The organism is Agrobacterium sp. lyk4-40-TYG-31, from assembly GCF_030209855.1.
GTDB lineage: Bacteria > Pseudomonadota > Alphaproteobacteria > Rhizobiales > Rhizobiaceae > Agrobacterium > Agrobacterium vaccinii.
Genome location: NZ_JARVRE010000003.1, coordinates 1 through 22,891, shown reverse-complemented (window position 1 = coordinate 22,891; position 22,891 = coordinate 1). Strand labels below are relative to the sequence as shown.

Sequence of the window (22,891 nt, the reverse complement as noted above, 5' to 3'; positions counted from 1 at the left end):
GGGTGCGGCTGCCCACCCTGCTAGAAACGAAGGAGGAATGGTGAAACGGAGTTGGATGAGTGCTATTAAATTGCCAGAATCTTTCGGCTAGAATTGCGTTATTGCAAAGAAAAGCTGGATAGCATTTTGGATACCGAAAGCCATTTATTCGACGCGCAAGCCATTTCAGTCGCTCGTTCCATCCCTGACGATATCGAAGACATCCAATACCGGACGTTCGAGTATTTCTGGCTTGGCAGCCACCCCGTATCCGGCTTGGCGCGGGATCGCCTGCGCTCCGATGGAACTGTTATCAACGAAATCACCTCCGTGTCCGGCACGGGCTTCGCGTTCATGGCCATCATCGTGGGTGCGGAGCGCCACTGGATATCGCGCGATCAGGCGCTGGAGCGCGTTACGACAATGGTCGGCGCGCTGCACAAGGCCAAACGCTTTCATGGCGCATTCGCGCATTTTCTTCACGGTGAGACCTGCGAGGTCATACCCTTCGGCCCGAAGGACGATGGCGGTGACCTCGTGGAAACGGCCTTGCTGTTACAGGGTTTGATCTGCGCCCGGCAATACTTCTCGCGCTCCAGCCTCGCCGAAACAAGGTTCCGCGCGCTTGCCCAGGAACTGGTGACGGGCGTCGAGTGGGACTGGTACACGCGCGGAAAGGAAGGTCCCCTCTGGTGGCACTGGAGCCCGAAGCACAGATGGTGCTTCAACATTCCCGTCAGCGGCTGGAACGAGGCGCTTGTCTGCTACGTGCTGGCGGCAGGCGCAAAAACGCATTTCATCGAACCCGTGCATTATCATGAGGGATGGGCACGGTCGGGTGAGATGGTGAACGGCAATACCTATCTCGGCACTGTCTTGCCACTGGGCGAGCCTTATGGTGGGCCGCTCTTTCTCTCGCAATATTCCTTTTGCGGGCTCGATCCACGTGGATTGTCCGACCGATACTGCGATTACTGGCAGCAGATCGATGCCCATACCCGGATCAACCACAGCTACTGCCAATCCAAATATCCGGGCTCTGACATCTGGGGCCTGACGGCAAGCGATGGGCCGAAGGGCTACCGCGTCAATTCGCCGACGCAGGACATCGATGTCATCTCGCCGACAGCTGCTCTTTCCAGTTTTGCGGTTTTGCCGGATGAGGCGATCAAGGCGGCGCGCGCATTTGCAAAATTCGAGGGCGGAAAGCTGATGGGCCGGTACGGCTTCGTCGATGCGTTTTCACCTGTTACCGGCTGGGTTGCGGATACGCATCTGGCCATAGACCAGGGCCCAGTCATCGCCATGATGGAGAATTACCGATCCGGGCTTCTATGGGCCTTGTTCATGAGTGCGCCGGAGGTCCAGCGCGGTCTCGACCGTCTCGGTTTCCAGATCGACGGCAAGTCGGGCGCCGAACACGTTGCCTGAGACCTAATCGCGTGGCATGCCTTCCGGGCGCAGCAATCGGCGTTGCGCGCCTATGCGGAACGGGGCATTCATCGCGCCATATCCGGTGTATTGACCACGTCGCTCCACGATTTCGAAGAAGAACCCTTCTCCGAAGGTCTGGCTGTAAATCTGGAAGTATTCACCATTTTCATCGCGGTCATAGAGAATACTGGAGGCACGTAGCGCATCCGACAATTCCGGCTCCAAACCGAAGCGTGCTTCGAGATCGTCGTAATAGTTGCGGGAGATGGGCAGTGCCTGAAAACCACGAGCCTGGAGTTCGCGCGCGGTTTCGAAGATGTCGTCCGTGGAAAAGGCGATGTGCTGGATGCTGGTGCCGAAACCTTCTGCCAGAAACTTTCCGGCGAATGTCTTGCGATTGTCCGCCCCGTTCATTGTCAGACGAAAATCCGGTTTTGGCAGGCTCTCGATTGCCTGACTGCGCACAAGGCCGCCCGGCTCCACCACATCGACCATGGGTGTGCGGCGCATGGAAAAGATTGACGTGTAGAACAAAAGCCACGTCAACATTTCGTCGTAGCGGGTCGTCTGGGCCAGATGGTCGATGCGGGTCAATCCGGCACTGCCCTCGGTCTCAGGTGCGAGAGGGAGAAATTCCTGATCCCAGATCGATGAAAGGGCAGGGGAGCCATCAAGGAAATAGATGACGCCATTACCCACGCCCTGAATAGCCGGAATGGATGCCTCTCCGCTCTTGCGGGGTTCAAAGAATGTCGGTGCGCCCAGCGCGGCAGCGCGTTCGAGTGCGGCCGCCGCGTTTTCCACCTTTAGGCCAAAGGCGTAGGCGTTGGTCCCATGCACAGAATAGGACGCGCCTGCAAAACTATCACCTGTGCTATCCGTATTGATGACGATGCGGATGTCACCTTGTGTGTAAAGATCGACTTCGCGATTGCAGTGGCGTGCAGATTTGGCGAAACCAAGCGTCAAGAGCAGCCGTTCCAGATCGGCTTTTTCGTTTTGCCCGGTGGTAAATTCCACGAATTCGACGCCGGTCGTTTCGACCGGGCTTGGCATGTCTGTCACGCCAATGTTGATGTCCGGCTCCAGCCTGTGAACCTTATCCATCAGGTTGACCAGCGAGCGGTGGCCATCTTCGGCCAGCAGGCGTGCTGAGCCGCCACGGAACTGGTCGTTGAAAATCTCAAGGGACAAGGGACCGGAATAGCCGGTTGCCGCCACGGCGCGCATGAAATCCACGACCGGCAGATCGCCTTCGCCGGGCATGTTGCGGAAATGTCGGCTCCAGTAGAGCAGGTCCATGTCGAACAGGGGCGCGTCCGCAAGCTGGACGATGAAAATCTTGTCGCCAGGAATGGAGCGGATGGAGTTGGGGTCGATCTTGCGCGACAGCGTATGAAAACTGTCGAGAATGATGCCGACATTGCTGTGGTCGGCGCGGCGCACGACTTCCCAGGCGTCGCGGTGGTCACTGATGTGGCGGCCCCACGCCAGCGCCTCGTAGCCCACGCGCAAGCCATGCTTTGCGGCCCGCTCGCCCAGTTCGTTGAAATCGTTGGCGGCGCGATCGACGCCGCCGAGGGAAATCGGCGACACGTTGGAGCATATCAGCATAAGATCGGTGCCAAGCTCGCCCATGATGTCGAACTTGCGTTCAGCGCGCTCGAAAGCACGCTGCCGGTGATGATCCGGCATGCCTTCGAAGTCACGGAACGGCTGGAACAGGGTGATTTCAAGCCCATGGTCGCGCACCATGGCGCGGACCTCACGGGGAGAGGCGTCGTAGGTCAGGAAGTCGTTCTCGAAAATTTCCACGCCGGAGAACCCGGCCTTGGCGATGGCGGCGAGCTTTTCGGGAAATTCTCCGCTGATGGAAACGGTTGCGATGGATGTCCGCATCGGCAGCTTTTGCTGTGTCGTGCCAGAGATGACCATATTGCCTTCCTTTCCGAGATTATGTACTAATTAGTTAATAATAAGCCGGGCGACCGGCAATGGGTGGACGATGACCAAAGCCGAAACTTCGAGCAAGACCAGCACTGTGCGACAGTCCAAACGCGATCCCGAAGGGGTGCGGCGCGATATTCTGTCGGTCGCCATGGACGAGTTTTCCCAAAACGGCCTGTCTGGTGCGCGGATCGATGAGATTGCGGCCCGCACGCGCACGTCCAAGCGCATGATTTACTATTATTACGGCGACAAGGAGGGGCTTTACCAGCAAGCGCTTGAGGAGGCTTATGCCAAGGTGCGTGGCGGAGAAAGCGACCTCGAGCTCGATGGCATGGAGCCGCGCGCGGCGTTGGAAAAGCTCTGTCGTTTCACCTTCGATCACCACCGCCGGAATCCGGCTTTCATTCGCATGGTCATGATCGAGAATGTCCACCATGGGCGACACATGCAGGCATCCGAAACCATCCGCCAGCTCAACCGTCCGGCGATCGGCGCGCTTGAAAACGTGCTGGCGCGCGGCCAAAGTCAGGGCATTTTTCGTGAGGGCGTTGAAGCGCTCGAGCTGCATTGGCAGATCAGCGCGCTGTCGTTCTTCAACGTTTCGAACGCAGCCACGTTTTCTTTCATTTTCGGGGACAGCCTGTTTACCGACAACGGTCAGGAAGCTCTCTCGAAGCATGTCGCTGAGATGGTGCTGCGCTATGTGCTTCGGGTCGATCATATCGGCGCTACCGAACAAACCGGGTTGTGACGCAGCGCGCCGAAGAGCCGCTTTCGTAGGTGCTGCAAGCCGAGTTCATACCGCAGCCTCGTTCATGCACAATTCGTTGAAATGCGCGCTCATGCGTTCGGGATCGGGCTCTTTTCCCGAAAAAAGCCGGAAGGCATCCACGGCCTGAAACACGGCCATGCCGCCGCCGGGTAGAACCTTGCAGCCTTTTCGCGTGGCTTGCGCCAGCAACTCCGTCACCAACGGCATATAGACGATATCGGCCACCCAATGACGCGCTTCTATCAATGAAGCGGGAACCGGTATGCCGGGATGCGCTGGCATGCCTGTCGGTGTCGCATGGATCAAACCGTCAGCGTGGGGGAGGGAGCTTTCCGCGCTCTCGACCGCAAACGCACGTGGCGTGCCAAACCGGGCATTCAACTGGTCCGCAAGCTGTCTCGCCCGGCTGATATCCTGATCGAGAATGTCGAGGTGGCCAATCTCCAGCTTCAAGGCCGCATGGGCAACCGCCACACCTGCGCCACCTGCACCGATCAGCAAAACGCGGTCACGTTTTGCATCCGGCAGTCCGCGCTTGAAGCTTTCATAAAAGCCGTACCAGTCCGTGTTGTGGCCCGTCCGCTTTCCATCGCGAAACACCACCGTGTTGACGGCACCCAGCATACGGGCGTCTTCCGACAGGTCATGAAGAAGCCCGATGACCCGCTGCTTGAACGGATGCGTGATGTTGACGCCTGCAAATCCTCTGGATTCGGCTTCATCGAGAAGGTCTGGCAAAGCGCTTTCGGGCACATGCCGCGTGTTGATATCGATCAGCTCGTAATCATAGGCGATGCCGTGCGCAGCGCCTTCGCGCATATGCATGGCCGGCGTTTTGGAAAGCTGGATATCGGCACCGATCAGGCCGACTTTCAGGGATGTTTTCTCTGTCATAGCAGGCATTCTCATCGGGAGAGGTCAAGAGAAACGAGCACGCGGGTCAATGATGGGCGAGAATTTCGCCGAGGAACGTGCGTGTTCGCTGATGTCGGGGATTGCGGAAAAACTCCTCCGGTGGAGCTTCTTCGATGATTTCGCCGGATGCCATGAACACCACGCGGTCGGCGACCTGACGAGCAAATCCCATCTCGTGTGTCACGCAAATCATCGTCATGCCATCGCGGGCAAGGCCGATCATGGTATCGAGCACTTCCTTGACCATTTCCGGGTCAAGCGCGGATGTCGGTTCATCGAAAAGCATGGCCTTCGGTTCCATGCACAGTGCGCGGGCAATGGCTGCGCGCTGCTGCTGGCCGCCGGAAAGCTGGGCGGGGTACTTATCGGCCTGATCCAGAATGCGCACGCGCTCCAGATATTTCCGGGCTGTCTTTTCGGCCTCGGCCTTGGAAAGACCTTTTACCCGCATGGGCGCAAGGGTGCAATTCTCAAGGATCGTCTTGTGCGGAAACAGATTGAAATTCTGAAACACCATTCCGACTTCGCGCCTGACGGTATCGATAGCGCTTGTCGAGGATGTCAGTTTCGTACCTTCGACAGTGATCGTGCCAGTCTGGATTTCCTCCAGATGATTGATACAGCGGATCAGCGTTGATTTGCCGGAACCGGACGGCCCGCAAAGGACGATTTTTTCACCCTTGCGAACCGTCAGATTGATGTTTTTCAGTGCGTGAAAGGCTCCATACCACTTTTCCACCGCTTCAAGAGCGATCAGCGGAACCTGAGTGTCGGCGGTCGGTAGCATGGGAGCCTCCATATTACTTTACGGTGAACGGAATCTCAGGCAGGGATTCCGGGAAGGCCGGAACTTCGCGCTTCATCCACTTGGTGTAGATTTTCGCAAGTTCGCCATCACCCTTGATCTTCACCAGGAATGCGTTGATGGATTCGTTCCAGTCCTTTTCACCGGGGCGCGTGCCTGCACCGTTATACAGCGTGGTCAGGTCGAACTTGGGTTCGTACTTGCCAGCAGCTGCAGCATTCAGGCGGTCACCGTAAAACTGGTTGCCACCGACGACTTCCACCTGTCCCGAAATCAGAGCCTGAATATTGGCGGCATCGTCATCGAAGCGAAGGATGTTGGCCTTGGTACCAGCACCTGCGGTGATGGATGTGTCCATGGCGCTGGACTTTGGAACGCCGACAGATACGCCCGTCAGGTCGTCATAACCGGCAATCTTCTTATCCTTCGGTCCGTAGACCGACAGCACGTTACCGGCGTATGGCTGGGAATACTGGATCGTCTTTGCACGTTCCGCCGTCATACCCATGGTGGCGAAGAGGACGTCGACTTTGCCCGTCATCAAGGCCGGGATGCGGTTGGCAACGGCGAGCGGTACGAACTCGACCTTCACGCCGAGATAATCCGCGAATGCCTTGCCGATATCGGCGTCGAGACCGTCCTGAACGCCGCTGGAGTTTACGAAGCCCCAAGGCGAGTTGTCGCCCTGAATGCCGATGACGACTTTGCCCTTGGCTTTCGCTTCTTCGAGCGTTCCGGCAACGGCGCTGACCGGTGCTACGAACGGCAGGGCGACGGTTGCTGCGGCAAGCGCAAGCAGCACACGGCGATTCATTTTCAAGCTGTTGAGTTTCATCTTTTGCTCCTCCTTACAAAGCTGATGGCATGGTTAGCGTGAGGCGGTCTGAAGCCGCTTTTCGACACCGGCGCCCCAAAGGGAGAGCGGCCAGCAAATGAGAAAATAAATCAAACCGACGATGGCAAAAACGGTCAGCGGCTTGAATGTCTGGTTGGAAACGATCTGCCCGGCGCGTGATAGCTCCACGAAGCCGACGATGGCGGCAAGCGATGTGCCCTTGATGAGCTGCACGAGAAAACCGATGGTCGCGGGCAGGGAAATCTTCAGCGCCTGCGGCAGCACGACATCTTTCATGCGCGAGACATAGTGCAGACCAAGCGCTTTTGCGGCTTCCGTCTGTCCCTTCGGAACAGCCTGAATGCCGCCACGCCAGATCTCGCCAAGAAAGGCGCTTGCATGCAGCGTAAAGGCAACGGCCACGGCAAGCCACGCGTCGATATCCAGACCCACAAGCGCAACGCCGTAATAGACGACAAATAGCTGCATCAATAGCGGCGTGCCCTGGAACACGGCGATGTAACCGGCTGTCACGCGCTGGCCGATCTTGTTTTCAGCTGTTCTGGCGAGCGCAACGCAGAGGCCAAAGACGCCGCCGCCGATAAAGCCGATCAGTGTCAAGGCAAGCGTCCACTTGAGACCCTGCATCAGGAAAAACAATTCATTGGTGCCGATAGGTGTCATTGTTTTTGCCTCACTTGACCGGGTAGCTGAATGACAGGCGCGAAATCAAAGCGAAAACGGCCATCATGAGCGAGGAAATGACGAGGTAGAGAAGTGTGATGGAGAAATAGACCTCGAAGGAGCGGAACGTTTCTGCCTCGATCCGTTGCGCAACAGATGTCAGTTCATAGGCTGCAATGGATGTGCAAACGGATGTCGTCAGTGTCAGCATGATGAACTGGCTGGTGAGCGACGGATAAACGGCGCGCAGGGCCGGTTTCAAAATGATGTGACGGAAAATCTGGGAGCGACGCAGACCGAGCGCGAGCCCTGCTTCCACCTGCCCCTTGGGAACAGCATCCACGCCGCCGCGAATGATCTCGATGGCGTAGGCGCCACCGTTCAATGCGAGCGCGACGATGGCTGTCGTCGTGGGGTTGAGCCGCAGACCCATTTGTGGAAGGGCAAAAAAGATGAAGAAAATCTGGACCAGAAACGGCGTGTTGCGGATGACTTCGACAAAAGCGATGACGAGCGCGCGCAGTGGCTTGAACGATGACCCGCGGGCGATAACGCCGAGAACACCGATAATGGTCGCGAGAAACATGCCTGCGAGAGCAAGGCCAATCGTTGCAAGGCAGGCAAGCAACAGTTCAGGCAGGCGGTCGAAAACTGCCGAGAAATCCAGCGTGTATGACATCGATCCTCCCCTCTCCAGCAAAGCGCGGATTGCCCTGCTCACTATTCTTGCCCGTAGCCTCTAAAGCTACCGGATTTTTAATGTGCCGACATCAGCGCCTCCCGCGCATCCATTCATCGTCGACACAATGTTTGTACCAGTTAGTTCATACTTGTCAAGCGTGGGTTAACGCGGTTGTTTTCCTATGTATTGTCGCAGCAAATATGGCTGTAAAAAACCGTGTCTGCGAGCAGGATATATTTATCCTCTGCCTCATCCACCAGCGTGCCTCCCTCGTTATATGTCGGTAACATAAGGATGCTTCTGCCATGGCGCGCTGCCGGAACCTCGTCTTTATACTCGGTGACCAACTCTCGATGAGCATATCGAGCCTGAGCGGCATAGATCGCGAGCGTGACGTTGTTCTTCTATGCGAGGTCGCGGAAGAAACGACCTATGTCCGGCATCACCGCAAGAAGATCATCTTCATTCTGTCGGCCATGCGCCATTTTGCCAAAGAACTATCCGCTGAAGGCTACAAGGTCCGTTACATCAAACTGGATGATGCCGACAATACTGGCTCGTTCACGTCCGAACTGAAGCGGGCCGTCGAGGATTTGCGGCCTGACAGCATCGTCGTTACCGAACCCGGTGAATGGCGCGTTCTGGAACAGATGCGCGGTTGGCATGCAGATATCGGCTTGCTTGTCGATATCCGCCCCGATGGGCGCTACCTCTGCTCGCATGACGAGTTCAAGACCTGGGCGCAAGGCCGCCGTCAGTTGACGATGGAGTTCTTTTACCGCGAGATGCGCCGCAAGACCGGGCTGTTGATGGAAGGCGATGCACCGGCGGGAGGGCGCTGGAATTTCGATAGCGAGAACCGGTCACCCGCCAAGCAGGACCTGTTTCGTCCTCGCCACCCACGCTTCGCACCCGACGAGACGACGCGGGACGTGATGAAACTCGTCGATCTCAGGTTTGGCGATCACATGGGGTCCGCAGAGGGCTTTGCCTTTGCCGTCACGCGAAAAGATGCAGAACAGGCAGCGGATGTGTTCATCGTAGACTTCCTGCCGAAATTCGGCGAGACGCAGGATGCTATGATTTCGGGCGATCCCTTCGTCAATCACTCGCTGCTGTCATTCTATATCAATATCGGCTTTCTCGATGCGCTCTCGCTCTGTCAGGCGGCTGAGCGGGCCTATCTCGAAGGCAAGGCACCGATCAATGCGGTCGAAGGCTTCATCCGCCAGATCATCGGCTGGCGGGAATATATGCGGGGCATCTATTGGCTCTTCATGCCGGACTACGCACAGCGCAATTTCTTCGAGGCGGCCCGTCCCCTGCCGGATTTCTTCTGGACGGCGGAGACTCAGATGGCATGTCTGTCCACGGTTATCGGCGAGACCATTGAGAATGCCTACGCGCACCACATTCAGCGCCTGATGATCACAGGCAATTTCGCCATGCTGGCAGGGCTCGATCCCCATGCGCTTCATGAATGGTATCTCGAAGTCTATGCCGATGCCTATGAGTGGGTAGAGCTTCCGAATGTCATCGGCATGAGCCAGTTTGCCGATGGTGGGCTTTTGGGCTCAAAGCCCTATGCAGCAAGCGGCGCCTATATTTCCCGTATGTCGGATTACTGCGAAAACTGTCGCTATGATGTGCGTAAAAAAACAGGCGAGGGCGCCTGTCCTTTCAATGCTCTCTACTGGGATTTTCTGGCGCGAAACGCGGAGAAATTATCTGCCAACCGCAGGCTCGCCCAGCCCTACGCGACATGGCGCAGAATGAGCGAGGCGCAGCAGAAGACCTACCTCGATAGTGCGCGCGCGTTCCTGCAAAAGCTGGATGACGGCGTTCCCGTCTGAGGAAGCGGCCAGCGTCTTTATCTTTTCCTTATGTCATCAGCCCATCTTCCCAATCGAACCCTGACGCGCACCAGGATTAGGGTGTTCTCCTGATCATATGGAGAAACCTATGTCCGATCTTGTTTTTGTCCTTCTTGGAAGTGCTGTGCTGCTGGGCTTTGCGCTCTATGCACGTGCGCTCAACCGTCTCTAAGGGTGACGTAATGGAGCCTTTGATTGCCCTCGTCGTCGCGGGCGGCCTTGCCGTCTATCTCGTCGTGACGCTGCTGCGTCCTGAACGCTTCTGATCTCGGAGAATTCCCATGACTATTCTCGGGTGGCTGCAAATCAGCCTCCTCATTCTCGCCGTGCTTGCCGTCGTCAAGCCGGTCGGTCTTTACATGGCCAAGGTGTTTTCCGGCGAAAGAACGTTTCTGTCTCCCGTTCTCATTCCCGTCGAAAACGTCATCTATCTGGCCGCAGGCACCAGCCCTAAAAAAGAACAGGGATGGCTGGCCTATACGCTTTCCATGCTCGCGTTTTCTATAGCCTGCTTCCTAGCACTTTATGCCATATTGCGATTGCAGGCCTATCTGCCGCTCAATCCGCAGGGCTTTGCCAATGTGCCGCCGGATCTGGCGTTCAACACCGCTGTCAGCTTCGTCACCAACACTAACTGGCAGAACTATGCCGGTGAAGCGACCATGAGCAATTTCAGCCAGATGGCCGGATTGTCGGTACAGAACTTCCTATCCGGTGCCGTCGGCATTGCGCTGGCCGTGGCCTTCACACGGGCTTTCGCGCGCTCGCAATCCATCACGCTTGGCAATTTCTGGGTCGATATGACGAGAGCCACGCTCTACGTGTTGCTGCCGCTCGCTATCGTCGTTGCCCTTGCCTTCGTCGCTATGGGCGTACCCCAGACGCTGGACGGCACCGTAACAGCGACCACCCTAGAAGGTGCCCAGCAGGTCATCTCCGTCGGACCTGTCGCGAGCCAAGAAGCCATCAAGCAACTGGGCACCAACGGTGGCGGTTTCTTCAACGCCAATGCCGCCCATCCGTTTGAAAATCCAACGGCGTTCTCCAATTATCTCAACATTTTTGCGATGCTGGCCATCTCGGCAGCTCTTGTTTACACCTTCGGCCAAATGGTTGGTAACCGCCGCCAGGGCTGGGTTCTGCTTGCCACCATGGGCGCCCTTCTTTTCGCGGGTGTTGCCATGATCTACTGGGCGGAATCATCAGGCAATACGATCCTGACGGCGCTGGGCGTCGATGCTTTGCAAGGCAATATGGAGGGCAAGGAAGTCCGCTTTGGCCAAGCTATGAACGCTCTATATGCCGCTGTGACAACCGGTGTATCGAATGGTGGCGTCAATGGCATGCATGGCTCCTTCACCGGCCTCGGTGGACTGGTTCCCATGTTCCTTATCCAGCTTGGCGAAATTCTGCCGGGCGGCGTGGGTTCCGGCCTCTACGGCATGCTCGTCTTCTCGCTTCTTGCGGTTTTCGTTGCAGGTCTGATGGTCGGTCGTACCCCGGAGTTTCTGGGCAAGAAGATCGAAGGACGGGAAATGAAATGCGCCATGCTGGCCGTTCTCATCCTGCCCGTCGCTATTCTCGGTTTCTCTGCGGTGTCGGCACTTCTTCCTTCGGCCCTCGCAAGCATCGGTACGGCAGGCCCGCACGGTCTTTCGGAAATCCTCTATGCCTACACCTCGGCTGCGGGCAATAACGGTTCTGCCTTTGGTGGTCTCTCTGGAAATACGACTTGGTATAACACCACGCTCGGCATCGCCATGCTTTTGGGACGCTTTGCCTATGTCGTTCCCGTGATGGCCATTGCCGGTTCGCTGGCGGCAAAAATCCGGGTTCCAGCATCCACCGGCACGTTCCCGACAGATGGCCCGCTCTTCGTAGGCCTGCTCATCGGCATCATCCTCATTCTTGGCGGGCTGCAATACTTCCCGGCCCTGGCGCTCGGCCCCATTGTCGAACATTTCGCAATGCTCGCTGGCCAAACGTTCTAAAGGACAAAGTTCATGTCACAAAAGCCAGCAAAACCTGGTCTTTTCGATCCTGCAATCATCTTGCCTGCGGCCAGGCAGGCCTTCATCAAACTCGATCCGAGGCAATTGGTCCGGGCACCGGTGATCTTCGTCACCGAAGTCGTCGCAGCACTGGTCTCGGTCCTGTTCCTGCGTGACCTTATCAAAGCCAGCGAAACAGCCATCTTTTCCGGCCAGATCGCCGCATGGCTCTGGTTCACGGTGCTGTTCGCCACCTTTGCCGAAGCGGTGGCGGAGGGCAGGGGCCGGGCACAGGCGGAAAGCCTAAAGCGCGGACGCTCCGACCTCACCGCACGCCGGGTCGTCTCCAACGGTACTGAGGAAGCCATTCCGGCAACCATGCTCGCTGTTGGCGATGTCGTCATTGTCGATGCAGGCGAACTCATTCCGGGTGACGGAGAGGTGATCGAAGGCGTCGCATCCGTCAATGAAAGCGCAATCACTGGCGAATCCGCACCCGTCATTCGCGAATCCGGTGGCGATCGGTCGGCGGTGACAGGCGGGACGCAGGTCCTGTCGGACCGCTTGACCATACGCATCACCACACCACCCGGTGCCAGCTTCGTCGACCGCATGATCGCGTTGATCGAAGGCGCGGAACGCCAGAAAACACCAAACGAAATTGCACTCTCGATCCTGCTGTCGGGTCTGACGCTGGTGTTTCTCATAGTGGTCGTCACGATCTGGGGTCTTGCGGGCTATTCCGGCACGGTGCTGTCGGTCACGGTGCTAGCCGCCTTGCTCGTAACTCTTATTCCGACGACCATTGGCGGTCTTCTCTCGGCCATCGGCATCGCCGGTATGGACAGGCTAGTGCGCTTCAACGTTATCGCCACCTCCGGTCGCGCAGTGGAAGCGGCTGGTGATGTCGATACGCTGCTTCTGGACAAGACCGGCACGATCACCTTCGGCAACCGCATGGCGGCAGATTTCATCGCCGCACCAGGCGTCAGCCAGCAGCAACTGGCAGAGGCCGCACTTCTGGCAAGCCTTTCCGATGAAACACCGGAGGGTCGCTCGATTGCAGCACTCGCCATGGGTGATTTCGGCATCGCAGCGCCCAAGGCCGTAGCCGACAACACCATCGCGTTCAGTGCGCAGACCCGCCTGTCCGGTATCGACATGGGCCCGCATCGTCTGCGCAAGGGCGCCATCGATGCCGTGCTGAAATTCACTGGTATGTCGGACAAGGATGCGCCTGCCGAATTTCTTCAGGCGGTGGAAAGTGTGGCACGCTCAGGCGGCACTCCGCTCGGTGTGGCCGATGGAAACCGTCTGTTGGGTGTCATTCATCTGAAAGACGTGGTGAAGCCCGGCATCAAGGAACGTTTTGCGGCGCTGCGCGCGATGGGTATCCGCACGGTCATGGTCACGGGCGACAATCCCGTCACCGCCGCAGCCATCGCTTCGGAAGCAGGGGTCGATGACTTCCTGGCCGAAGCAACGCCCGAAGACAAGCTGGCCTATATTCGCCGGGAGCAACAGGGCGGCAGACTAATCGCCATGTGCGGCGATGGTACCAACGATGCGCCAGCGCTGGCGCAGGCCGATGTCGGCGTGGCCATGCAGACCGGCACCCAGGCCGCTCGCGAGGCCGCCAATATGGTCGATCTCGATTCCAGCCCGACCAAGCTCATCGAAATCGTGGAGATCGGCAAACAGCTTCTAATGACACGCGGTTCGCTGACGACATTCTCCATCGCAAACGACGTCGCCAAATACTTCGCGATCATCCCCGCGCTGTTCGTCGCCACCTATCCCGCACTCGGCGCCTTCAACATCATGGGACTTTCGACGCCACAGTCGGCCATTCTGTCGGCCGTCATTTTCAACGCGCTGATCATCATCGCGCTGATACCGCTGGCGCTGAAGGGCATCGCCTATCGTCCTTCCAGCGCGGCCTCACTTCTGCGTAGAAACCTGTTCATCTACGGCGTTGGCGGTCTTTTACTGCCCTTTGCCGGTATCAAGATTATCGATTTGGCCGTTTCGGCCCTGCACCTGGTGTAACCATGTTCAAACTTATCAGACCCGCCCTCGTTTTTCTCGGTCTTTTGACCTTGCTGACCGGCGTTGCCTATCCGCTTGCGGTCACCGGCATCGCCCAGACACTCATGCCGCAACAGGCAAATGGTTCGCTGATCCGCCGTGGTGACGCCGTGGTTGGTTCTGCGCTGATCGGCCAGAACTTCACGACCGATCGCTATTTCTGGCCAAGGCCATCGGCCACATCACCGGACGCCTACAATGCGTCCGCCTCATCCGGCTCTAACCTCGGCACCACATCGGCAAAGCTGCGCGACCGTGTGGCAGCCGATGTGGAAAAGTTGAAATCCGGTGGTCTGGCCGCCCCTGTCCCGGCAGATGCCGTCACGACTTCAGGTTCTGGCCTCGATCCACATATTTCGCCTGAATTCGCCGATGCGCAGGTGGCACGGGTGGCCAGTGCGCGGCAGCTGTCACCGGAGCAGGTGAGGGCGCTCGTTCAAACCCATAAGGAGACCAGAACGTTGGGAGTTGTAGGCGAGCCGCGTGTGAATGTGCTAGAGCTCAATCTTGCGCTCGATGCGCTGAAGAGTTGATACGGATGCCGGCAAACGAGCCATACGAGACGAACCGTCCCGACCCCGATGCATTGCTTGCCCTGGCGGAGAAAGACCGCCGGGGCAAGCTCACTATTTTTCTAGGCGCGGCCCCCGGTGTCGGCAAAACCTATGCCATGCTGAACCGCGCCCAGCGACTGCGCAAAGAGGGTACGGAAATACTGGCCGGGCTTGTGGAAACGCACGGACGTACAGAAACCTCGGCTCTGCTGGACGGGCTGGAAATCCTGCCGCGCCTGCCGGTCGCCTATCACGGCAAGGAACTGCTGGAATTCGATCTGGATGCGGCGCTGGCGCGCAAACCGGCCACCATCATTGTCGATGAACTGGCCCATTCCAACCCGGATGGTTTCCGGCATCCCAAGCGTTATCAGGATATCGAAGAGCTGATCAATGCGGGCATCGACGTGTGGACGGCGCTCAACATTCAGCATCTCGAAAGTCTGTCGGATCTGGTCGAGCAGATCACCGGCGTCAATGTGCGTGAAAGGGTGCCGGATACGGTTTTAAAAAAGGCCGACGAAGTCCTTCTGGTCGATCTGCCGCCCGCCGAACTGATCACGCGTTTGCAGGATGGCAAGGTCTATCTTCCTGCCAGTGCCCGTCGCGCAGCGGACCGTTTCTTTCGCCTCGGCAATCTCACCGCCTTGCGGGAACTGGCGCTGCGGCGAACCGCAGACCGGGTGGATGATCAGATGATCGATTATCTGCGCCAGAACGCCATCGAAGGCCCGTGGGCAACAGGGGAGCGGCTTCTGGTTTGCATCGGCGCTGATGCCCTGTCGGAGAAAGTCGTGCGTGTGGCAAGCCGTCTGGCATCCGGTCTGAACGCGCCGTGGCTGGTGGTGAGTGTTGCCCGCTACGACCGGGAAACCATGGATGACGAAGACCTTCGCCGCATAGACGATACGTTTCGGCTGGCAGAAAAGCTCGGTGCTGAAACAGGCAGAGTGACAGGCAGTGACTTCGTTGCCGAAATTCTGAAACTGGCCAAGCGAGAACACGCAACGCAGGTCGTCATCGGTTCGCAACGCCGCCGATGGCCGGGTTTTGCCCTGCGCAACAGCCTCGCAGATGCGCTGACGCGCGAGATGAGCGGCATCGGACTTCATATCGTCACATCTGACGATAAGCTGAAACGTCCTGCAAAAAGACCCTCGCCCTGGCCGCGCTTTCCAGCTCTCACCCGGCCTTTCGCCGTTGCATTGATCTCCGTTTTGCCGGCGACGGTCGTCGGCGTGCTGATCGACCGCATCATCTACCTGCCGAATATCTCGCTGCTGTTTTTACTGGCGGTTCTTGCGTCCGCTACCTATGCCGGGTTTGCGGCGGCGTTGATGTCTGCCCTGTTGTCGGCGCTCGCCTACAATTTCTTCTTCATCCCGCCGCTTTACAATTTCACCATCGCATCTCCGCACGAGGTTTTTGCGCTGTGCATCTTTATCGTCGCAGCGGTTCTTGCGGGTAGTCTCGGCTCGCGTATACGGGAGCAGGCACAGACGGCGCGTTCACGTGCCACTGCCATGCAGGCGCTCTATGACTTCGCGCGCAAGCTTTCGGGCACCGCAGATGTCGACGAGGTGCTGTGGGCCTCCGTCACGCAATTGCATGCTGGCCTCAACCGCAACATCGTTCTGCTGCGCCCCAATGGCGATCTGCTGGAAACCGCTGCCGCATGGCCACCGGACACCGAACTTGGGGTCGCCGAAGTCGCTGCGGCGCGATGGGCCAATACGAAGAAAGAGGCAGCAGGTGCCGGAACCGGCACGCTGCCCAATTGCCGTTTTCAGTTCAGGCCGTTGACCAGCCCGCACGGCGTGGTTGGAGTGTGTGGCTATGAAGTCGCCGGTGAGCCACTGGATTCCAATGCGGAACGTATGTTTTCCGCCATCATCGATCAGACCGCCACGGCTATCGACCGCGCAAGACTGTCATCCGAAAGCGCCCAGCAGGCGTTGCGGCTGGAAAGCGAACGCTACCGCGAGGCTCTGCTATCCTCCATCTCCCACGATCTGCGCACGCCGCTTGCAACAATCACCGGCGCCGTCACCAGTCTTCGGGAATTGGGAGAGCGGATGACGCCGGAAAGCCGCGATGATCTGTTGGAATCCATCGAGGAAGAGGGCGCGCGGTTGAGCCGCTTCGTCGCCAATCTTCTCGACATGACGCGGATATCGGCGGGAACGCTGAGAGCGCGGCGGGACTGGGTCGATCTGGGTGATGTGGTGCGTGCGGCAACCGACCGCGCCCGCAAATATTTCCCCGCACAGGTTTTCGAGACCGGGATAGCGACGGACCTGCCGCTTATGCGTGGTGACAGCGTGTTGCTGGAGCAGGTTCTGTTCAACCTTCTGGACAATGCCGCCAAATACGGGGGCGGTGAACCCGTCAACATCTACGTCCGCCGGGATGGCAAGGATGTTGCGATCTCGGTGACCGATCTGGGCAAGGGCATCCCGGCTGCCGATCTCGACCGCATCTTCGAGAAGTTCTACCGCCGCTCGAAATCCGATGGACGATCCCCCGGCACGGGGCTTGGCCTGTCGATCGCCCGTGGTTTCGTCGAGGCACTGGGCGGGCGCATCCATGCGGAAAGTCCGGCGGTCAGGAAGAGAGGCACTCGTATTGTCATGCGTTTCCCGGTAGAGGAAAAAGACCGAACCGCAGGATCACCATGACACTTGCCCGCATTCTTGTCGTCGATGACGAACCGCAGATCAGGCGTTTTCTCCGGCCAGCACTGGCCGCTGCCGGGTATGAGGTGATCGAGGCCGAAAACGGCGCGGATGCGCTCAAGGCCGTTGCTACCGCTGCACCTGAATTGGTGATCCTCGATCTCGGTCTGCCGGATATGGACGGCAAGGATGTCATCGCCAGCCTGCGCGGCTGGTCGGAAATACCGATCATCATCCTGTCGGCCCGCGACCGCGAAACGGAGAAAATCGCAGCACTCGATCTCGGCGCCGATGACTACATTGAAAAGCCCTTCACCATAGGCGAACTGACCGCCCGCATCAGAACCGCCATGCGCCATCGCGGCACGGCCAGCAAGGCTCCATCCGTGGTGACGACTGATGGTCTGACCATCGATATGATACAGCGCATCGTTCTGCGAGACGGCAAATCCATTCGGCTGACACCGAAGGAATACGATCTTTTGACCCTGCTTGCCCATCACGCCGGGCGCGTGGTGACGCATCGCACACTCCTGACCTCGGTCTGGGGCCCGGCCCATGAAGAAGACCTGCATTATCTGCGCGTCTTCATCGGCCAGCTTCGACAAAAGATCGAACGGGACCCAGCCCAGCCCAAAATCGTTCAGACCGAGCCGGGTGTCGGTTATCGCCTTTTGAGCGATTGAGCCATCAATTCGATGCGAGCACTTTGGATATCTCGCTTGCTAGCTGATCCTGCGTATAGGGTTTCCCCAGCCGCGTGATCTCAAGATCGGTACCCTCGGGAAGATCGGCATAACCCGTCGCAATCAGGATCGGGAGGCCCGGTATGAGCTCGCGCGCCCTGCGCGACAGTTCCGCACCGTTCATGCCGGGCATCGAGAAGTCCGTCACCAACAGATCGAACTGCCCCTGGTTCGCGAGAATTTCCAGTGCCTGACGGCCAGAGCTTGCTTCAACGACCTCGTGACCGAGATCTTCGAGCATATCGACCGAACTCATGGCGATCAGCGCATCGTCATCGACCATTAGAATTCTGAGGTTCCTGTTGTTGACCGATGGATTTGCAGCGACCGTTTCGGAAAGATGCGTCTCGACCGATCCGCCGACATGCTCTTCACTGACGGGTATCCATAGCTCGGCGGTCGTTCCCTGTCCTTTGACGCTTTTCAAAACGAGGGCGCCTTTGAGCTGCAAGGCCAGTCCATGAATCATGGAAAGTCCGAGACCGGTGCCCTTGCCCAATTCCTTGGTCGAGAAGAAGGGATCGATAGCCTTTTTCAGTGTTTCGGCGTCCATGCCGACGCCGGTATCGGTTACGGACAAGACGACATAATCACCGGCTGCAAGCTCCGGCGAGCCACGCAAAACACTGTCTTCTCGAAGGCCAATGATAATCGTGCCACGTTCCGGCGTTGCGTCTCGCGCGTTGACAACCAGATTGAGGAGAGCAAGTTCGATCTGGTTTGCGTCGCCAAGTCCGAAGCGCAAATCCTTCTCCACCGCCCATTGCAGGACAATGCTGGAACCAACGGATTTACGCAGGAGATCGTCCATGTCTTCAATAAGCTTCGACATATCGACCGGCTTGACCTGAAGGTCCTGCCTACGGGCAAAGGCCAGCAGTCTCTGCGTGAGCGATGCGCCGCGTTTTGCCCCTTTCAGGGCACCATCGATCAGCCGCATGCCGCGCTCATCGCCAGAAACATGCTTTGCCAGCAGTTCGAGATTGCCCATGACGGCCATCAACAGGTTGTTGAAGTCGTGCGCGACGCCGCCTGTCAATTGGCCAATGGCTTCCATCTTGAGCGCTTGCCGCAACTGCTCTTCGGCCTTCTGTCGCTGATCCACTTCAGCCATGACGGTTTCATGCGCCTGCAAAAGCTCCGCCGTGCGCTCCGCAACCCGCAGTTCCAGCGTTTCATTCACCAGCCGCTGCCGCTCTGCCACTTCCTTGCGTTCCGTGATATCTGCGGAAACACCGACCAGCTTGGTGGGCACACCGCGCCTGTCGCGGTAAAGCTGTGCTTTGATTTCAGCCCAGTGGACTGAACCATCGGGCCAGACAACACGGTATTCGATCGAATATTCCGTACCGTTCTCAAGCGTATCTCGAACCGCCGCCTGCATGCGTTGGCGGTCATCCGGGTGCACACCTGCCAGCAGGTTCTCATAACCGAAGCTCGCTGTTCTCGGATATCCGAAAATCGCTTTGCACGTGCCCGAGCAGTCGAGCGTCATCGACGCCAGTTCCAACTGCCACGATCCAAGGCGGCCTGCACTCAACGCGGTCTGCAACCAGAGTTCACCGTCTGCGAGCGCCTCGATCTTGGACCGGGCGTCGAACTGGCGAAGCCGGTTCCGGTAGGCCGTGCGCGAAACACTGATGAAGGTGGTTGCGTGGAATGGACGCTCCAGAAAGCTCACATTGCCTAGAATTTCCGATAGTCTCAGCGCAAACGGGTTACGGTCCTGACCGCCGCCCCGGTGTGTGAGAACGATGAATGGCAAGTCTGACCAGGCTGGCTGCGCCATGATCCAGTCAGACAAAGGCTTGAGGTCTGCCGAGCGCAATGTCTCCTCGGTAACGACGACGAATGCAGCGTCGTCGCCGAGTTCAGACACGATAGCCCGGACCGTCGACACAGCTTTCGATGCGATTCCTGCCTCGGTGAGCAGGGTTGTCGCGATCTGGGCGTCTCTGCCGTTAGGGGCATAAATGAGGGCGAAATGTCCGGGCTCAGAAATTTTCCGAACTCCCATCCGCCGGCGTTAATCCGGCATTTTCAGACATCAAGAACGGGACGCCGCGCAGCACGCCTTGGAAGGCATAAAGCGGTTCACCGAGGATGAGGCCTTCATTGGTAATGGTGTATTCCCGGATCGTATCCTCGTGGGTACCCGTGCGCTTCTTGATCACGGAAACAGCGCGCCGAACGCGACCGGATGCCTCGAAGTAACGAAGCAGAATAACGGTGTCTGCAAGATAGGTCACATCCACGGGTGACTTCATATCGCCCACCAACCCGTGCTGGGCAACGGTCAGAAACGTGTTGGCGCCCTGCCTGTTCAGGAACTGAAGCAATTCGTGCATGTGAAGGATCAGTGCGTTTTCTTCGGGCATCGCTGCCTGATAGCCGTTGATGCTGTCGATCAGCACCGTCTTGGCATCGTATTTCGCGACCTGCTGACGCACCCGTTGCGCAAACTCGCCCGGAGAAAGCTCAGCCGCATCCAATTGTTCGATGTAGAGATGACCGGAATCACGCAGCTTTTCGAGGTCGATGTCAAGATGCTTCATCCGGTCGAAGAGCAGCCCAAGCTCCTCATCGAAAATGAACATCGCGGCCTTTTCACCACGTTTGATCGCAGCATCGATGAACTGAATACCAAAAATGCTCTTACCCGTACCGGCTGGTCCAATCAGCAGGGTACTGGAACCACGGTTGACGCCACCACCGAGCAGGCCGTCGAGACGCTTGATGCCGCTGCTCAGAACGTCGCGGGTGAACGACGTCTTGTGTTCAATAGCGCGTAGCCGCGGGAACACCGCCACGCCGCCTGTGCGGATGACGAAATCGTGGTAGCCACCTCTATAGGCCTGACCACGATACTTCAAAATGCGCACCCGGCGCCGCTCTGGACCGTAATTCGGTGACAACTCCTCAAGATGGATGACGCCGTGGACAACGCTGTGAACGGTCTTGTCGAGAACATCGGCGGTCAGATCGTCCAGCAAAAGCACGGTTGCGCCTGACTTCGAAAAGTAATGCTTCATGGCCAGAATCTGGCGACGGTACCGCAGGGAGCTCTGCGCCAGCAGGCGAATTTCCGACAAGCTATCGATAACGACGCGATCCGGTTTCAGACGCTCGAACGCGCCGAATATCAACTTGGTGGTTTCACCCAACTCCAGATCGGACGAATAAAGCAAGCTCTGCTGCTGGTCTGCATCCAACAAGCTTTCGGGCGGCACCAATTCGAAGATGTCGATATTCTCGTCAAGGAACATGTTGTGGGACGCAGCGCTGTCGCGAAGTTCCTCTTCGGATTCCGACAGGCTGATATAGAGGCAGCGTTCGCCATTGGCCGCGCCTTCGATCAGAAACTGAAGCGCAATCGTGGTCTTGCCGGTGCCCGGAGAGCCTTCAAGCAAGAACACGTGACGCCGGGAAAGGCCTCCAGATAAAATGTCATCCAGTCCTTCGACGCCCGTAATTGCTTTGCTATCCGTATCTCTCATAATCATTCCTGTTTTATGGCCGTCATCCGCGACCGTATCATTAGCTAGTAAGCGAAAGAACTTATATTATTCCTGTATAAAATGACTTTTGGGCACCTTCTGTTCCCTGCGCCTGCGTTTTGATCCGCGCAACCCCCGAAATTAACCTCCTGTTAGCCATGCCGTTAAAGTTTTAGTCAAATTTGAATGGAATTTCGGAACGGGTCTTATCTTTGTGCCATTTTTAGACAAAACGACGGACAGACGCGCAGTCATGGATGCGTTTTGGAAATTGAGTGGCCTGGTGGGTCGTCTCGCTTGGAAAATGTTTGGAGTAGCCTATGTCGAAGACACTGAAATCTGTTGCAGCTGCAGCGCTTGTTTCCTTTGCCGCATCCCCCGTATGGGCGGCTGATCTATCCTCTTACGAGAACCCGCCAGCCTACAATGAGGCACCAGCCTCCACCTCATGGACAGGTGCCTATGTCGGCGGTCACATCGGCGCTGCAATGCCAAGCGCTAACCCGTTTAAGGGTGGCAAGGGCTTGGCGCTGGGCGCACAGGCAGGCTACGACTACGATCTGGGCTCTGCTGTCATCGGCGGTGAAGTCGAAGCGACCCATCTGGGCGATGCGAAGGCTAAGGTTCCGAACGGCAATCTGAAAGAACGCTGGCGCGCTGCCGTAAAGGCAAAGGCAGGCGTCAAGCTTGATGATACGCTGGTTTACGGTACGGCCGGTGTCACAGTTACCAGCCTGCGCGATGGCGGCGGCGTAACAGGTCCTGACGGCATGAAGGAAGGTTACCTTCTCGGCGCAGGTGCTGAACACCGCTTTACGCCGCAGATTTCTGCCAAGGTCGAATATAACTACGTAGCGACCGATGATGTGCGCACATTCTCTAACAACGTCGTGTCGCACACCGACCTCAGCGACCACGTCGTCAAGGGCGGCGTCAACTACCGTTTCTAATTGCTGATAGCGGCGGGATGAATCTCCCGCCGCTATTTTCATCGAGCTTGCCATAAGTTCGATCTATCCGGGTTAGCACAGTGCCCCGTCGATAAACGCCCTTTTCAAAATTCATTCCTGATCGCTCAACGACGCTACAAGGCTCGCTATGTCGTGATGTTGGAAGTGGCTACGTAAGCACCAGATAAGTGCTTAAACGGTTCCGTGTTCGCACTGGAACGTCAGCAGATCATCAAACGCCATCAGCACAGCATGACGCCTCACGAGTGATCACGACCATGCTGGGTAAAATCGTATGGGGAACTGACCTGTGCCGGGTGTGTTTTGGTTTGAAAACGCCGAGACTTCAAAATTACTATTGAATTACAATATCTTATAATTTTCTTTTTGAATTTGAAAATTGCCCTGTTGACTTGTTTCGTGAGTGTCCTCTATAAGTCCGCTCACTGACGAGGGCGGC

General features: G+C 57.6%; 18 protein-coding genes. 10 read left to right on the top strand and 8 right to left on the bottom strand.

Annotated features, from left to right (window positions below):
- The first annotated feature begins 126 nt into the window (after positions 1 to 126).
- Positions 127 to 1,410, top strand: a complete 1,284-nt coding sequence (locus QRN55_RS03260; protein WP_284774789.1) for a glucoamylase family protein — start codon at positions 127 to 129, stop codon at positions 1,408 to 1,410.
- Between the two features lie 3 nt (positions 1,411 to 1,413).
- Here QRN55_RS03260 and QRN55_RS03255 read toward each other — a convergent pair whose 3' ends face one another.
- The gene (locus QRN55_RS03255; protein WP_284775433.1) at positions 1,414 to 3,312 is read right to left on the bottom strand and encodes a bifunctional sugar phosphate isomerase/epimerase/4-hydroxyphenylpyruvate dioxygenase family protein; all 1,899 of its coding nucleotides are present in this window, start codon (positions 3,310 to 3,312) and stop codon (positions 1,414 to 1,416) included.
- A 106-nt stretch (positions 3,313 to 3,418) separates the two neighbouring features.
- Between QRN55_RS03255 and QRN55_RS03250 the strand changes: the two genes are divergently transcribed.
- On the top strand, positions 3,419 to 4,114 hold the full coding sequence (locus QRN55_RS03250; RefSeq protein WP_233124073.1) for a TetR/AcrR family transcriptional regulator: 696 nt from the start codon (positions 3,419 to 3,421) through the stop codon (positions 4,112 to 4,114).
- A 45-nt stretch (positions 4,115 to 4,159) separates the two neighbouring features.
- On the opposite strand, the gene QRN55_RS03245 is transcribed toward QRN55_RS03250, so the two are convergent.
- From QRN55_RS03245 to QRN55_RS03225, 5 genes are read right to left on the bottom strand one after another with little or no spacing between them, the layout of a single operon-like run.
- Complete coding sequence (locus QRN55_RS03245; protein WP_284774787.1) at positions 4,160 to 5,029, bottom strand: shikimate dehydrogenase; 870 nt, start codon at positions 5,027 to 5,029, stop codon at positions 4,160 to 4,162.
- A gap of 46 nt (positions 5,030 to 5,075) precedes the next feature.
- A complete protein-coding gene (locus QRN55_RS03240; RefSeq protein ID WP_284774785.1) occupies positions 5,076 to 5,837 on the bottom strand; it encodes an amino acid ABC transporter ATP-binding protein in 762 nt (253 codons plus the stop codon).
- A 13-nt stretch (positions 5,838 to 5,850) separates the two neighbouring features.
- Complete coding sequence (locus QRN55_RS03235; RefSeq protein ID WP_111841212.1) at positions 5,851 to 6,690, bottom strand: transporter substrate-binding domain-containing protein; 840 nt, start codon at positions 6,688 to 6,690, stop codon at positions 5,851 to 5,853.
- 33 nt (positions 6,691 to 6,723) lie between these two features.
- The gene (locus tag QRN55_RS03230) at positions 6,724 to 7,374 is read right to left on the bottom strand and encodes an amino acid ABC transporter permease (protein ID WP_111841213.1); all 651 of its coding nucleotides are present in this window, start codon (positions 7,372 to 7,374) and stop codon (positions 6,724 to 6,726) included.
- Between the two features lie 10 nt (positions 7,375 to 7,384).
- Positions 7,385 to 8,053, bottom strand: a complete 669-nt coding sequence (locus QRN55_RS03225; RefSeq protein WP_112498250.1) for an amino acid ABC transporter permease — start codon at positions 8,051 to 8,053, stop codon at positions 7,385 to 7,387.
- Positions 8,054 to 8,361: 308 nt separating this feature from the next.
- Between QRN55_RS03225 and QRN55_RS03220 the strand changes: the two genes are divergently transcribed.
- The 7 genes from QRN55_RS03220 to QRN55_RS03190 all read left to right on the top strand — a co-directional run bounded on the left by QRN55_RS03220 (position 8,362) and on the right by QRN55_RS03190 (position 17,924).
- Complete coding sequence (locus QRN55_RS03220) at positions 8,362 to 9,909, top strand: cryptochrome/photolyase family protein (protein ID WP_284774782.1); 1,548 nt, start codon at positions 8,362 to 8,364, stop codon at positions 9,907 to 9,909.
- A 167-nt stretch (positions 9,910 to 10,076) separates the two neighbouring features.
- Positions 10,077 to 10,196 (top strand): K(+)-transporting ATPase subunit F, encoded by a 120-nt coding sequence (gene kdpF, locus QRN55_RS03215; protein ID WP_111841216.1) that lies wholly within the window; start codon positions 10,077 to 10,079, stop codon positions 10,194 to 10,196.
- Between the two features lie 15 nt (positions 10,197 to 10,211).
- Entirely contained in the window at positions 10,212 to 11,921 is a 1,710-nt protein-coding gene (gene kdpA / locus QRN55_RS03210) for a potassium-transporting ATPase subunit KdpA (protein ID WP_284774779.1), read from the top strand.
- 12 nt (positions 11,922 to 11,933) lie between these two features.
- Complete coding sequence (kdpB, locus tag QRN55_RS03205) at positions 11,934 to 13,970, top strand: potassium-transporting ATPase subunit KdpB (protein ID WP_284774777.1); 2,037 nt, start codon at positions 11,934 to 11,936, stop codon at positions 13,968 to 13,970.
- 2 nt (positions 13,971 to 13,972) lie between these two features.
- A complete protein-coding gene (gene kdpC / locus QRN55_RS03200; protein WP_284774775.1) occupies positions 13,973 to 14,542 on the top strand; it encodes a potassium-transporting ATPase subunit KdpC in 570 nt (189 codons plus the stop codon).
- A gap of 5 nt (positions 14,543 to 14,547) precedes the next feature.
- Complete coding sequence (locus QRN55_RS03195; protein WP_284774773.1) at positions 14,548 to 17,241, top strand: ATP-binding protein; 2,694 nt, start codon at positions 14,548 to 14,550, stop codon at positions 17,239 to 17,241.
- The gene (locus tag QRN55_RS03190) at positions 17,238 to 17,924 is read left to right on the top strand and encodes a response regulator (RefSeq protein ID WP_111841220.1); all 687 of its coding nucleotides are present in this window, start codon (positions 17,238 to 17,240) and stop codon (positions 17,922 to 17,924) included. The genes QRN55_RS03195 and QRN55_RS03190 overlap by 4 nt, the downstream gene beginning before the upstream one ends.
- Positions 17,925 to 17,928: 4 nt before the next feature.
- Here QRN55_RS03190 and QRN55_RS03185 read toward each other — a convergent pair whose 3' ends face one another.
- Together QRN55_RS03185 and QRN55_RS03180 are read right to left on the bottom strand one after the other, a co-directional pair.
- Positions 17,929 to 20,001 carry a hybrid sensor histidine kinase/response regulator gene (locus tag QRN55_RS03185; RefSeq protein ID WP_284774770.1) on the bottom strand — a complete coding sequence of 691 codons (2,073 nt, stop codon included), beginning with the start codon at positions 19,999 to 20,001 and terminating at the stop codon, positions 17,929 to 17,931.
- Complete coding sequence (locus QRN55_RS03180; protein WP_284774767.1) at positions 19,979 to 21,481, bottom strand: ATPase domain-containing protein; 1,503 nt, start codon at positions 21,479 to 21,481, stop codon at positions 19,979 to 19,981. The genes QRN55_RS03185 and QRN55_RS03180 overlap by 23 nt, the downstream gene beginning before the upstream one ends.
- Before the next feature lie 320 nt (positions 21,482 to 21,801).
- Between QRN55_RS03180 and QRN55_RS03175 the strand changes: the two genes are divergently transcribed.
- The gene (locus QRN55_RS03175) at positions 21,802 to 22,431 is read left to right on the top strand and encodes an outer membrane protein (RefSeq protein ID WP_112498241.1); all 630 of its coding nucleotides are present in this window, start codon (positions 21,802 to 21,804) and stop codon (positions 22,429 to 22,431) included.
- The last annotated feature ends 460 nt before the right edge of the window (positions 22,432 to 22,891 follow it).

Coding starts and splice junctions, on each gene's coding strand:
- QRN55_RS03255 (WP_284775433.1), bottom strand. CDS start 3,312: ATGCGGACATCCATCGCAACCGTTTCCATCAGCGGAGAATTTCCCGAA.
- QRN55_RS03250 (WP_233124073.1), top strand. CDS start 3,419: ATGACCAAAGCCGAAACTTCGAGCAAGACCAGCACTGTGCGACAGTCC.
- QRN55_RS03245 (WP_284774787.1), bottom strand. CDS start 5,029: ATGACAGAGAAAACATCCCTGAAAGTCGGCCTGATCGGTGCCGATATC.
- QRN55_RS03240 (WP_284774785.1), bottom strand. CDS start 5,837: ATGCTACCGACCGCCGACACTCAGGTTCCGCTGATCGCTCTTGAAGCG.
- QRN55_RS03235 (WP_111841212.1), bottom strand. CDS start 6,690: ATGAAACTCAACAGCTTGAAAATGAATCGCCGTGTGCTGCTTGCGCTT.
- QRN55_RS03230 (WP_111841213.1), bottom strand. CDS start 7,374: ATGACACCTATCGGCACCAATGAATTGTTTTTCCTGATGCAGGGTCTC.
- QRN55_RS03225 (WP_112498250.1), bottom strand. CDS start 8,053: ATGTCATACACGCTGGATTTCTCGGCAGTTTTCGACCGCCTGCCTGAA.
- QRN55_RS03220 (WP_284774782.1), top strand. CDS start 8,362: ATGGCGCGCTGCCGGAACCTCGTCTTTATACTCGGTGACCAACTCTCG.
- kdpF (WP_111841216.1), top strand. CDS start 10,077: ATGCACGTGCGCTCAACCGTCTCTAAGGGTGACGTAATGGAGCCTTTG.
- kdpA (WP_284774779.1), top strand. CDS start 10,212: ATGACTATTCTCGGGTGGCTGCAAATCAGCCTCCTCATTCTCGCCGTG.
- kdpB (WP_284774777.1), top strand. CDS start 11,934: ATGTCACAAAAGCCAGCAAAACCTGGTCTTTTCGATCCTGCAATCATC.
- kdpC (WP_284774775.1), top strand. CDS start 13,973: ATGTTCAAACTTATCAGACCCGCCCTCGTTTTTCTCGGTCTTTTGACC.
- QRN55_RS03195 (WP_284774773.1), top strand. CDS start 14,548: ATGCCGGCAAACGAGCCATACGAGACGAACCGTCCCGACCCCGATGCA.
- QRN55_RS03190 (WP_111841220.1), top strand. CDS start 17,238: ATGACACTTGCCCGCATTCTTGTCGTCGATGACGAACCGCAGATCAGG.
- QRN55_RS03185 (WP_284774770.1), bottom strand. CDS start 20,001: ATGGGAGTTCGGAAAATTTCTGAGCCCGGACATTTCGCCCTCATTTAT.
- QRN55_RS03180 (WP_284774767.1), bottom strand. CDS start 21,481: ATGAGAGATACGGATAGCAAAGCAATTACGGGCGTCGAAGGACTGGAT.
- QRN55_RS03175 (WP_112498241.1), top strand. CDS start 21,802: ATGTCGAAGACACTGAAATCTGTTGCAGCTGCAGCGCTTGTTTCCTTT.